Source organism: Brenneria sp. g21c3 (assembly GCF_040240345.1).
In the GTDB taxonomy this organism is placed as follows: Bacteria; Pseudomonadota; Gammaproteobacteria; order Enterobacterales; family Enterobacteriaceae; genus Brenneria.
The window spans coordinates 512,027-524,367 of sequence record NZ_JBEIAB010000001.1; the positions used below are offsets into that span (position 1 = coordinate 512,027).

The 12,341-nt window shown below is 53.1% G+C and carries 11 protein-coding genes; 1 reads left to right on the top strand and 10 read right to left on the bottom strand.

Features of this window, described 5'->3' with window-relative positions:
- The 10 genes from skp to rpsB all read right to left on the bottom strand — a co-directional run bounded on the left by skp (position 1) and on the right by rpsB (position 10,990).
- A complete protein-coding gene (gene skp / locus ABRZ28_RS02275; protein ID WP_319603629.1) occupies positions 1-498 on the bottom strand; it encodes a molecular chaperone Skp in 498 nt (165 codons plus the stop codon).
- Positions 499-635: 137 nt separating this feature from the next.
- Entirely contained in the window at positions 636-3,062 is a 2,427-nt protein-coding gene (bamA, locus tag ABRZ28_RS02280; RefSeq protein WP_330519392.1) for an outer membrane protein assembly factor BamA, read from the bottom strand.
- 35 nt (positions 3,063-3,097) lie between these two features.
- Positions 3,098-4,453 carry a sigma E protease regulator RseP gene (gene rseP, locus ABRZ28_RS02285; RefSeq protein WP_319603631.1) on the bottom strand — a complete coding sequence of 452 codons (1,356 nt, stop codon included), beginning with the start codon at positions 4,451-4,453 and terminating at the stop codon, positions 3,098-3,100.
- 22 nt (positions 4,454-4,475) lie between these two features.
- Positions 4,476-5,333: a phosphatidate cytidylyltransferase gene (gene cdsA / locus ABRZ28_RS02290; RefSeq protein WP_319603632.1), complete on the bottom strand. Its 858-nt coding sequence runs from the start codon at positions 5,331-5,333 to the stop codon at positions 4,476-4,478.
- Between the two features lie 9 nt (positions 5,334-5,342).
- The gene (ispU, locus tag ABRZ28_RS02295) at positions 5,343-6,104 is read right to left on the bottom strand and encodes a (2E,6E)-farnesyl-diphosphate-specific ditrans,polycis-undecaprenyl-diphosphate synthase (protein ID WP_319603633.1); all 762 of its coding nucleotides are present in this window, start codon (positions 6,102-6,104) and stop codon (positions 5,343-5,345) included.
- Positions 6,105-6,302: 198 nt separating this feature from the next.
- Positions 6,303-7,499 carry a 1-deoxy-D-xylulose-5-phosphate reductoisomerase gene (gene ispC, locus ABRZ28_RS02300; RefSeq protein ID WP_319603634.1) on the bottom strand — a complete coding sequence of 399 codons (1,197 nt, stop codon included), beginning with the start codon at positions 7,497-7,499 and terminating at the stop codon, positions 6,303-6,305.
- Positions 7,500-7,712: 213 nt separating this feature from the next.
- Positions 7,713-8,270, bottom strand: a complete 558-nt coding sequence (gene frr, locus ABRZ28_RS02305; RefSeq protein ID WP_319603635.1) for a ribosome recycling factor — start codon at positions 8,268-8,270, stop codon at positions 7,713-7,715.
- A gap of 140 nt (positions 8,271-8,410) precedes the next feature.
- On the bottom strand, positions 8,411-9,142 hold the full coding sequence (gene pyrH / locus ABRZ28_RS02310; RefSeq protein ID WP_208228081.1) for a UMP kinase: 732 nt from the start codon (positions 9,140-9,142) through the stop codon (positions 8,411-8,413).
- A gap of 150 nt (positions 9,143-9,292) precedes the next feature.
- Positions 9,293-10,150, bottom strand: coding sequence for a translation elongation factor Ts (gene tsf, locus ABRZ28_RS02315; RefSeq protein WP_319603636.1), 858 nt, complete (start codon positions 10,148-10,150; stop codon positions 9,293-9,295).
- Positions 10,151-10,264: 114 nt separating this feature from the next.
- On the bottom strand, positions 10,265-10,990 hold the full coding sequence (gene rpsB / locus ABRZ28_RS02320) for a 30S ribosomal protein S2 (RefSeq protein WP_319603637.1): 726 nt from the start codon (positions 10,988-10,990) through the stop codon (positions 10,265-10,267).
- Positions 10,991-11,347: 357 nt separating this feature from the next.
- Between rpsB and map the strand changes: the two genes are divergently transcribed.
- On the top strand, positions 11,348-12,142 hold the full coding sequence (gene map, locus ABRZ28_RS02325) for a type I methionyl aminopeptidase (protein ID WP_319603638.1): 795 nt from the start codon (positions 11,348-11,350) through the stop codon (positions 12,140-12,142).
- Positions 12,143-12,341: the final 199 nt, after the last annotated feature.

Consider the following 12,341-nt stretch of genomic DNA (forward strand, 5'->3'; position numbering starts at 1 on the left):
TTATTTAACCTGTTTCAGCACGTCGGCGGTAATGTCTTTGGCATTGGCGGAATAAGCTACCGCGTTGGCATCGATCACCACATCATAACCTTCTTTGCTGGCAACGGATTTCACCGCGTCCTGAATACGGCTCAGGATTTTATTACGTTCTTCCATCTGACGGCGACGATTATCCTGATCAAACGCCTGTGCTTTGGCGGAGAACTGATCGCGCTGGGCCATGATGTCTTTTTCCATTTTGCTGCGTTCGCTCGCCTTCATGGTAGAGCCGTCGCGCTGCAATTTTTGCATTTTAGTTTGCAGATCTTTTTCCATGGATTGCAATTCGGACGCACGGCCTTTGAATTCATTTTCCAACTGACGAGCCACCGTGTCACGCTGCGGCAACTGCTGGAAAATGCTGGATACGTTAACGACGGCAATCTTGTCGGCAGCCTGAACGCCGGCCGAAGCCGCCAATGCTAAACCGAGACCTGCAGCACACAACCACTTTTTCACTATAAACTCCTCAACCTGACCTGTTTGTGCCTGAGCACATTTTGATGTGCATGGCGTCATCATGCGGGCAAAGCCATCAGCCCCTGGACACGACATACGCCGATGCAACCTGCCATATACGATCTAACGACGTTACATTACCAGGTTTTGCCAATATTAAACTGGAACTGTTCCGACTTGTCCCCATCGTACTTTTTAACCGGCTGGGCATAGGAGAACACCAATGGCCCAAGCGGAGACATCCATTGCAGGGCGATCCCGCTGGAAATGCGGAAGTTGCCCGGTTTGCTGTAATCAGGAACACCCGCATCAATGGTCGCCTGCGTGTTTTCCCAGTTGCTATCCCATACCGTACCGCCGTCGACAAAGAACGACGTCCGCACCGAGCTGGTGTATTTCTCGCTGATAAACGGCGTCGGCACAATCAGCTCCGCGCTCAACACCGCCATGGCGTTACCGCCCACCGCATCGTCCAGATTGTCTTTATCGATCGGACAATCGGCATAAGATGTTTGACCGTTGCATTTATAATACGCCGCCTTCGGCCCGATGGTATTGGACTGGAAGCCGCGCACGGTGCTCGAACCGCCGGCATAGAAGTTATCGTAGAACGGCACTTCCTTACCGCCCAAACCATCGGCGTAACCGGCGCGGGCGCGGACCATGCCGACCCAGAGGCCGCTGTCGCTTAACGGATAATAGCTCGCCGAATCAAACGTCAATTTATAGTATTCGTTGTCCGAACCGGGAATCGTCACTTTAGCGTTGGCCGACGCCCGCGTCCCCTTGGTCGGGAAATAGCCGCGGTCCAGATTATTGTACGACCAGCCGGTGTTCAGGAAGAAATCGTTCGCTTTGAAATCGGCGCTGGATTTATTCCCTTCATCAACCACTTCCGGCTTAACATCGACGGAATTCAGATAGCGCCACATCGCCACCTGCGGTTTCATATCCGACAGGTCGTTGTGAACGTAATCCAGCCCCAGACGCAGCGAGTTGTTCTCGTTGATCGGGAAGCCTAATGTACTGCCGATGCCGTAACTGGCGTTAGTGTAGTCGGACAAATCGGCGTCGTAGGCTTCAAACTTGTTATAGAAAATACGACCGCCGAGGCTGACGCCGTCAACCGTAAAGTACGGATCGGTCAGGGACAGCTCGACATAGCTCTGGTAGTCGTTTTTCGTCCCGTTGATACCGACGGAATTCCCGGTACCCAGCCAGTTATCCTGCTGAACGCCGGCCTGGAAACTCACGCCGCTTTCCGTGCCGAAGCCCACGCCGAAGTTGAATGTACCGGTGTTGCGTTCTTTGACCTTATACGTCACATCAACCTGATCGGCGGTGCCGGGAACGCGTTGCGTTTCGACATCGACGCTTTCGAAGTAGCCCAGCCGGTTCAGACGCTCTTTACCCTGCTCGACCAAATCGTTACCCAGCCAGCCGCCTTCCATCTGGCGCATTTCACGACGCAGAACGGAGTCCTTGGACGTGTCGTTGCCCTCGAAGCGGATACGGCGCACGGAAAAACGGTTACCGGCGTCGACATTGATATCCAGCTTGACCGTCTTATCGGCATCATTGATTTCAGGCTGGGTGACCACGCGCGGATAGGCATAGCCATAGCGGCCTAACAGCTTTTTGATGTCCTCTTCCATGCGGGTAACTTTGGTGCCGTTATACAGCTCGCCCGGTTCGATTTTCGTCAGACCTTCGATTTCCGCGGAGTGACCGGCCAGATTCCCTTTAACCGCAACGCCGGAAAGCTTGTATTGATCGCCTTCGGTCAGGTTAATGGTGATGTAGATGCCTTTTTTATCGGGCGTCAGACTCACCTGCGTGGAATCGATGCTGAAGCGCGCATAACCGCGATCCAGATAAAAACTGCGCAGCGTTTCCAGGTCGCCGGAAAGTTTCTGTTTCTGGTATTTACGATCGCCGACCACGTTCCACCACGGCACTTCATCGCGCAGTTGGAAATGGGAAATCAGCTCATCGGTGCCGAACGCCTTATTGCCGACGATGTTGATCTGCTGAATCTTGGCGGAAACCCCTTCGGTAAACACCAGCTTCAAATCAACACGGTTACGCGGCAACGGCGTAACCACGGCTTTGACCGACGCGCTGTATTTGCCGACGCTGTAATAGAAATCTTCCAGTCCTTTTTCGATACTGGAAAGCGCCGTGCGATCCAGCGCTTCGCCGACTCGCACGCCGCTCGCATCCAGGTTCTGTTTCAGCATGTCGTCTTTTACCGACTTATTGCCGGAAAACGTCAGGCTGGCGATTGTCGGACGTTCCTTGACCTGCACAATCAGCGTTTCGCCGTCGCGCAGGACACGAACATCTTCAAAATTTCCGGTCGCGAACAAAGCACGGATGGTATTACCGATATCATCATCGCTGACGGTATCGCCAACGCGCACTGGCATACTGAGTAGTGCCGCTCCGACGGCAACCCGTTGCAGGCCCTCGAAATGAATGTCCTTCACTACGAACCCGTCTGCACCGTATACGGTGGCGCTGCTAAACAGCAGCGACGCTATGAGCAACTTTTTCATCGCCATCGTTGTTATGCGTTTTTCCTAACCTAATCCCACGCCTAAAGGCGGGAGAAATCATTGAAAAGTGCGAGTCCCATTAACAACATCAGCAACACCGCGCCAATGCGATAACTAAAGTCCTGCACACGCTCAGAAACCGGCCTGCCCTTCAGTTTTTCAACCGCCAGAAAGAGCAGGTGTCCACCATCCAATACCGGCAGCGGAAACAGATTGATGACCCCCAGATTGACGCTGATTAAGGCCAAAAACATGAGGTAATAAATCAATCCATAGTCTGCCGACATTCCTGCTCCCTGGGCAATCGAAATCGGACCGCTCAAGTTGTTCAGCTTGACGTCGCCCGTTACCAGTTTCCCCAACATACTGACGGTCAGCTTCATCAGTTGCCAGGTTTTATCCGTCGCCTGATAGATCGCGCTAAACGGCCCATACTGGCGTACCGTTCGATACTCCTCCGGAAGCGGCGTTACGCTCGGCATAACGCCGGCGAACCCCTCTGTCCTGCCGTTGCCGGCTGACTTGCTATCCGGCGTCAACGTCAGCGGCAATGTCGCTCCGCTTCGTTCTACATCCAACGCAATACTTTGACCGGGATTATCGCGCACGGCAATAACGAAAGATCGCCAGTCCGTTAAAACCTGACCATCGACTTTAACGATCCTATCCCCTGCCTGTAAACCCGCTTTTTCCGCCGCCGACCCTGGTTGAACCTGAGTTAATACCGACTCAATCTGCGGCCCTTTGGGAATAATCCCCAATGAGGCGGCGGGGTCTTGCTTATCCGGCTCAAATTGCCAGTTGCGCAGATCCAGCGTTTTCAACACGACCTGGTTCGAGCCTAAAGGCGCGGCGCCAATCACGACATCGCTGTCGCCGATTTTACCGATCAGCGCCAAACGCGCCGTATCCCAGTCAGGCGTTTCGATACCGTCAACCGACTTTAGTTCAATTCCAGCGGACATTTCAGCCTGCGAAGCGATGGAGTTGGGTAATATTTCGCCAACCACCGGACGCACGCCGGGAACCCCGATAATAAACACCAGCCAATACGCCGCAATGGCAAAAATGAAATTGGCGATAGGCCCTGCGCTGACGATGGCGGCACGTTGCCACACCGTTTTATGATTGAAGGCCTGATGACGAAATTCCGGCGATACGGTATCAACACGCTCATCAAGCATTTTGACATAACCACCCAACGGAATCAGCGCGATAACGTATTCGGTGCCGAGACGATCGCGACGGCGCCATAAAGCGCGGCCGAACCCGACGGAGAAACGCTCAACCTTGACGCCGCAGCGACGAGCAACCCAGAAGTGACCAAACTCATGCACGGTGATCAACACACCCAGCGCAATGATAAATGCAGCCAAACTCCAGAGGAAATTCATCATAAATATTCTCTAATGTCTCATCCTAAACGGCTTTAAACATCAACAGCATCAGGCAGGAAAATACCGGTACGGCCGCCGTCAGGCTGTCGATACGGTCAAGCACGCCGCCATGTCCCGGAATCAAATGGCTACTGTCTTTTATGCCCGCCTCGCGCTTGAACATGCTTTCCGTCAAATCGCCCAATACCGAAGCCAGCGCCGCAACAATAGAACAGATTAATAGCGTCGTCGGAGAAATGGTCAAAGGCGCATAGCGACTGAACAGTAAGGAAATCACCGCGGAGGTGACCAACCCGCCGATCAACCCTTCCCAGGTTTTACCCGGCGACACCTTCGGCGCCAATTTACGCTTGCCGAACAGTCGGCCAAACATATAGGCGCCGCTGTCCGCCCCCCATACCAGCAACATGACATACAGCAGCCACCACGCGCCGCTGTCGGGATTGACATCATAGTTATAGTGGCGAAGCGCGACCATGCCCCAGAAAAAGGGAATAATCGTCACCACGCCGAACACCAGCCGCAGGATCCGTGAATGACGCCATAGCGATGCGGAAGCAGGATAAAACAGAACCAAAAACAGAGCGACGCCCCACCAGACCAGCGAGGTCCAGAGTGTTCCGCTGATTTGCGGGACATGTATCGAATAATGGTACGCCGGCAGCGTCAGCAACATCAGCGCCAGCAGAAAGCCACATAGGATCGCCAGCCAGAGCCGCTGCCCGTATGAGGCGAATCCGGAAAGTTGTCCCCATTCCCAAGCCGCCAGCATGCAGACAGCCAGCGTCACCAGGGTAAAGCCCAGCGGGGGCAACAAAAATAGCGCTGCGACAACAATCGGAATTAAAATCAAAGCAGTAATCAGGCGATACTTCAGCAAAAGTTCCCCCTAGGATGCATCCGCATCGATAGGTGTTGTTCTCCCGAAGCGACGCTCGCGTTGTGCAAATGCATTCAGCGCACCTTCAAAAACTTGTTCATCAAAATCAGGCCAAAGGACATCGGTAAAGTAAAGCTCGGCATAGGCGATTTGCCATAGCAGGAAGTTACTTATGCGATGTTCTCCGCCGGTTCGGATCACTAAATCAACCGGAGCCAGGTCATTCAGGCAAACATATTGGCATAATGAATCTTCATTGATACTGTCGGGACGCAGCGTTCCCTCCTGTACCTGCTCTGCAAGCCGCCGCACTCCCTGAATGATATCCCAACGCCCGCCATAATTCGCAGCAATATTCAGCGTCAGGCCCGGATTATTTTTTGTCAATTCTTCAGAGCGGCGGATACGCTCCTGTAAACGCAGGCTAAAACGGCTGATATCGCCGATGATGCGTAAGCGAACTTTATGCTTATGCAGGCTTTTTACTTCGCTATCCAAAGCGCGGACAAAAAGCTCCATCAAGGCGGTCACTTCCTGCGCGGGACGATTCCAGTTTTCACTGCTGAATGCATAAAGCGTTAACGCCTCAAGTCCATGGCTGGCGGCAAAACTCACCGCCCGGCGTACGGATTTAACGCCAGCCTGATGGCCAAAAATCCGCAGTTTTCCCCGGCTTTTAGCCCAGCGGCCGTTTCCATCCATGATGATGGCGACATGCCGAGGCCCGGCGAATGACAGATTATCAGCACTTTTTTGATTATCGGACGGCATAACGAGTACTTATATCCTCAAGCAAGAAATACAACAGACCTTCCGTAACATCAGACCCTGTCAGCGCAAAAAAGCCGTGAACGATCACGGCTTAACTTCACCGCTGGCGCCAAAGCCTCGCTTAGCCAGCTGTCGAGTGGCGCAGACTATACCACCTCAACCACGCGTGAACAAATTGTGCTATGTGAATAACCATACCTAACGCTCATACTGGGTGAGTATCTGCGCCGCGGCTTGTCTGGCCCAGCGGTCGATGCACAGAACCTCATCAACGCTGGCTGGCTCTGATAATGTGAGTTGCTCAACCACTTGCTGATTCACAGCCGCAATGTCTGTGAAACGAATGCGCAACTGTAAAAAAGCGGCGACCGCAATCTCATTGGCCGCGTTTAAAGCCGTCGTCGCCGCTTGACCGTGATTACAGGCATCGATGGCCAATTGCAAACAAGGGTAACGCGCATAGTCCGGCGCTGAAAACGTCAACGCGCCCAACTGACAGAAATCCAGGGCTTTCACACCCGACCGCACGCGACTGGGATAGGCCATGGCATGAGCAATCGGCGTACGCATATCCGGCGATCCCAACTGGGCCAGCACGCTGCCGTCAACATAGCGCACCATGGAATGAATCATCGACTGCGGATGGATGATCACTTCCATCTGTTCGGCGGAAGCATTAAACAGCCAGCGCGCCTCGATGTATTCCAGTCCTTTATTCATCATGGTGGCGGAATCCACCGATATCTTACGCCCCATCGACCAGTTCGGATGAGCGCAAGCCTGATCGGGCGTCATCGCGGCCAGCGCGCCGACCGGCGTTTCACGGAACGGGCCGCCTGAGCCGGTCAGAATAATACGCTCAACGCCATACTGCTCCAAAGAAGAGTAGCCTAACTGCCGTTGAATTTGCTCAGGTAAACTCTGAAAAATCGCATTATGTTCGCTATCGATGGGCAACAGTTGCGCGCTGCTCCGCGCGACGGCATCCATAAACAGACGTCCACAGGTGACCAGGGATTCTTTATTCGCCAGCAATACCTGTTTGCCCGCGCGAATGGCGGCCAGCGTCGGCATCAAACCCGCCGCGCCGACGATGGCCGCCATTACCTGATCGACATCATCCAGCGCGGCCAGTTCGCATGCCGCCTGCTCGCCGGATAACACTTCGGTTCGACAGCCGTGTTGTGATAGCTGTTGACGTAATAATCTGGCGGATGCTTCATCCGCCATGGATGCGTAAGCCGGACGAAAAGTTAAGCATTGTTCCAGCATCCGTTCGACATTTCTTCCCGCCGATAATGCTTTTACGGCAAATTTATCCGGGTTTTGATTAATGACCGCCAGCGAGCTGACGCCAATAGAACCCGTCGAGCCAAGTATTGTCAGTTGCTTCATTAAAATGCTCTGAATAACTGGATTTGATCACAGGAAGGCGTACTAGTCTGAGACGATTGCCATGAAGTGTCTATGCTATTTATCGCAAAAACTCATCGCAAATTGATTCACCGCCCAGGGAGGCTGGCCTGCATCAAAAAAACAAAGCGCCGCCGGTTGGATGATGCGATACGCATCATCACTTTCCTGCGGCGCTTATAATAAGCGGATTGATTAAAACTCCATCAGCTCGCTTTCTTTTTCCGCCAGCGCGGCGTCTACTTTTTTGATGTAGAGATCGGTCAGTTTCTGCACGTCGTCCTGCGCGCGACGCTCTTCATCTTCGCTGATCGCTTTATCTTTCAATTGCGCTTTCAGCTTATCGTTGGCGTCACGACGCACGTTGCGCACGGATACGCGCCCTTGCTCCGCTTCACCGCGCACGATCTTGATCAGATCCTTACGACGTTCTTCCGTCAGCGGGGGCAGCGGAACGCGGATAACCGAGCTGGCGGAAGAAGGATTCAGGCCAAGATCGGAAGACATGATGGCTTTTTCCACCGCCTGGCTGAGCGAACGGTCAAATACCGTAATCGCCAGCGTGCGGGAATCTTCCACCACGATGTTGGCTAACTGACGCAGCGGGGTCGCGCTGCCGTAATATTCGACCTGAATACCGTCAAGAATGCTGGGCGATGCGCGGCCAGTACGAATTTTGCTGATTTGGTTTTTGAAAACCTCTACGCATTTTTCCATGCGCGTTTCAGCATCTTTTCTGATTTCATTAATCACGTTGTGAACCCTTGAAAACTGGTTGCCTGACAGGCCATGCATCAATGGCATGACCCGGTGAATAATTTATACCAGCAAAAGCTGGCGGTATATGGCAATACTGCTGGTTACCAGAAGCGAATATTACCCTATTTTTAGGGTTATCCGTTATTACTGATCAACGTCCCTTCCTTCTCCCCCATCACCACGCGACGCAGCGCGCCGGGCTTGTTCATATTGAACACGCGGATAGGCAGGTTGTGATCGCGCGCCAGCGTGAAAGCGGCTAAATCCATCACTTTCAACTCACGCTCCAGCACGTCCTGGTAACTCAGGGTTTCATGCAAAATTGCGGAGGGATCCTGTACCGGATCGGCAGAATAAACGCCATCCACTTTCGTCGCTTTCAGAACGACGTCGGCTTCAATTTCAATACCCCGCAGGCAGGCTGCCGAATCGGTAGTAAAGAAAGGATTACCGGTACCCGCGGAAAAAATCACCACGCGGTTATTGCGCAATAAGCTGATGGCTTCAGCCCAACTGTAATTATCGCACACCCCGTTCAGCGGGATAGCGGACATCAGGCGCGCGTTCACATAAGCACGATGCAGCGCATCACGCATCGCCAGACCATTCATGACCGTCGCCAGCATCCCCATATGGTCGCCCACCACGCGGTTCATGCCCGCCTTAGCCAGGCCGGCGCCGCGGAACAGGTTGCCGCCGCCGATGACCACACCGACCTGAATGCCCAACTCAACCAGTTCTTTCACTTCCTGAGCCATGCGATCCAGAATGCTCGCATCGATACCAAAACCTTCGGTTCCCTGCAAAGCTTCGCCGCTGAGCTTAAGCAGGATTCGTTGATATACGGGTTTTGCATTGGTTGCCATGGTGTTTTGTCCTACAGGCTGTCATCGTATTGGGAGTTGTTACTGTCACACTTAGCGCGATTTACCAGAATGTAAACCACAAATAAATGCACTGAACTTATTTTGGCTGGATAAAAAGGAACCGCCAACAGGCGGCTCCTTTTTTTATTATTAAGATTGCTTGCTCATTGCTGCGACTTCAGCAGCAAAGTCGACTTCAGCTTTCTCAATACCTTCACCCACTTCAAAGCGGACGAAGCTGGTGACGTCGGCTTTATGCTCTTTCAGCAGATCGCCAACGGTTTTGCTCGGATCCATCACGAAATGCTGACCGGACAAAGAGATTTCGCCGGTGAATTTACGCATACGGCCTTCAACCATTTTTTCTGCGATCTCACGCGGTTTGCCGGATTGCATGGCGATATCCAACTGAATCTGGTGTTCGCGGGCAACAACGTCGGCCGGCACATCTTCAGCTTTAACGTATTCCGGTTTGCTGGCGGCGATATGCATGGCGATATGCTTGATCAGCTCTTCATCCGCGCCCGTTGCGGCAACCAGAACGCCGATGCGCGCGCCGTGCAGATATGAACCCAGCGCGTCGCCTTCCAGAATCGCGATACGACGGATATTGATGTTTTCACCAATTTTCGCTACCAGCGCGGTACGTTGTTCTTCGAATTTTGCTTTCAGCGCTTCGACATCAGCGATGCGATCGTTCAGCGCGGCAGTGGCGACTTCTTCGCCGAACGCCTTGAAGCCGGCATCTTTGGCGACGAAGTCGGTTTCGCAGTTCAGTTCAACGATGACGCCGTATTTTCCGTCTGCGGAAATCTGGGTCAGAATGATGCCTTCAGCAGCCACGCGGCCTGCTTTCTTGGCGGCTTTCGCCTGGCCAGATTTACGCATGTTGTCGATAGCCAGCTCGATGTCGCCATTCGCTTCAACCAGCGCTTTCTTACATTCCATCATGCCTGCGCCAGTACGCTCACGCAGTTCTTTTACCAGGGCAGCGGTAATTTCAGCCATTATCTTTTCCTCGGTTATCTCGTGGGGGAGATAAGTAAAAAAGGGGCCTTAGCAGGCCCCCTAACCAACATATGTCAATACCTGGTTAATAAGGGCTCGGAGGAGCCAGCCTTATTATTCAGCTTCAACTAAGCCTTCTTCCGCTTGCTCAGCCAGATCTTGCGAACGGCCTTCACGAACGGCGGCGGCAACAGCGTTCAGGTACAGGTTAACTGCACGGATCGCGTCATCGTTACCAGGGATGATGAAGTCAACGCCATCAGGATCGGAGTTGGTATCAACGATAGAGAATACCGGGATACCCAGGTTGTTGGCTTCTTTAATTGCGATGTGTTCGTGATCGGCATCAACAACGAACAACGCATCCGGCAAACCGCCCATATCCTTGATACCGCCCAGGCTGTTTTCCAGCTTGTCCAGTTCACGGGTGCGCATCAGCGCTTCTTTCTTGGTCAGTTTGTCGAAAGTACCGTCCTGAGACTGAGTTTCCAGATCTTTCAAACGTTTGATGGACTGACGAACGGTTTTCCAGTTAGTCAGCATACCGCCCAACCAGCGATGGTTCACGAAGAACTGATCGCAGCTGCTGGCAGCGTCTTTTACCGCTTCGCTTGCAGCGCGTTTAGTACCAACGAACAGAATTTTGCCCTTGCGAGAAGCGATTTTGCTCAGCTCGGCCAGTGCGTCGTTGAACATCGGTACGGTTTTCTCAAGGTTGATGATATGCACTTTATTACGCGCGCCGAAGATGAACGGCTTCATTTTCGGGTTCCAGTAACGGGTCTGGTGACCAAAGTGTGCGCCAGCCTTGAGCATATCGCGCATGGAAACAGTTGCCATGATTACCTCTATTAATTAAGTATGGGGTTATGCCTCCACGTGTCCCATTGCGCCGACCCCGCAGGTTGAAAACCCTTGGAGCACCCCGGCGAATGTGCCGACACGTGTGTGTTATATACACAAAGTGAGTTTAGTTGATTCAGCAGGACGGTATTAAAGAAAGAGATTAAACCCAGCCAGCCGGATCACCGGCGCGCTTTATACCATAATTCCCGCCGGGACACCAACTTTTGTTGTCTCGCTCGCCCGCCGCCAAATGATAATGTGGCAAGCCAATGGCTGGGCTGATAACATACGTGATTACTTACCGAACAACCTTAATTCGTCGTTTAATACGACACCTGCGGACAATATTTAATGGCTATATCAATCAAAACCCCTGAAGACATCGAAAAAATGCGCGTCGCCGGACGCCTGGCCGCCGAAGTATTGGAAATTATCGAACCCTATGTCGTGCCCGGCGTCAGTACCGGTGAACTGGACAGAATCTGCCACGATCACATCACCAATAAACAACATGCGATTTCCGCCAGCCTGGGATATCACGGTTTCCCGAAGTCGGTATGCATTTCCGTCAATGAAGTGGTCTGCCACGGCATTCCCAGCGAAGAAAAACGGCTGAAAGACGGCGATATCGTCAACATCGACGTCACCGTCATTAAAGATGGTTTTCATGGCGACACCTCGAAAATGTTCATCGCCGGCAAACCCACCATCCTCGGCGAACGCCTGTGCCGCATTACGCAGGAAAGCCTGTATCTGGCGATAAAGATGGTGAAACCCGGCATCCGTCTGCGTTCCCTGGGCAAAGAGATCCAGAAATTCGTTGAAGCGCAGGACTTTTCCGTGGTGCGCGAATACTGCGGTCACGGCATCGGCGAAGGCTTCCATGAAGAACCGCAGGTGTTGCACTACGATGCGGACGACGGCGGCGTGGTTTTGCAGCCGGGCATGGCGTTCACCATCGAACCAATGGTGAACGCCGGCGACTATCGTATCCGCACCATGAAAGACGGTTGGACGGTAAAAACCAAAGATCGCAGCTTGTCGGCGCAATACGAGCACACATTGGTGGTCACCGAGAACGGCTGCGAGATAATGACATTGCGGAAAGACGACACCATTCCCAATATCATTACGCACCAGGCATAATATCGCGCCAGTTTAGCTGGTTGGCGCTATCTCGTCGTCCCTGCGGCAGTAGGCGGGGATCGGCTTTCACTGACGACCCGGCGTTGCTTGAGATTCCTCCTCGTGGAAGCGGGGAGCAGCGGGAATGACGGCGGGCGCGGCGCGATAACGAACCTGTCAGTTCGGGCGTTGTCATCACTCACAGCGATTTGTTATGGGC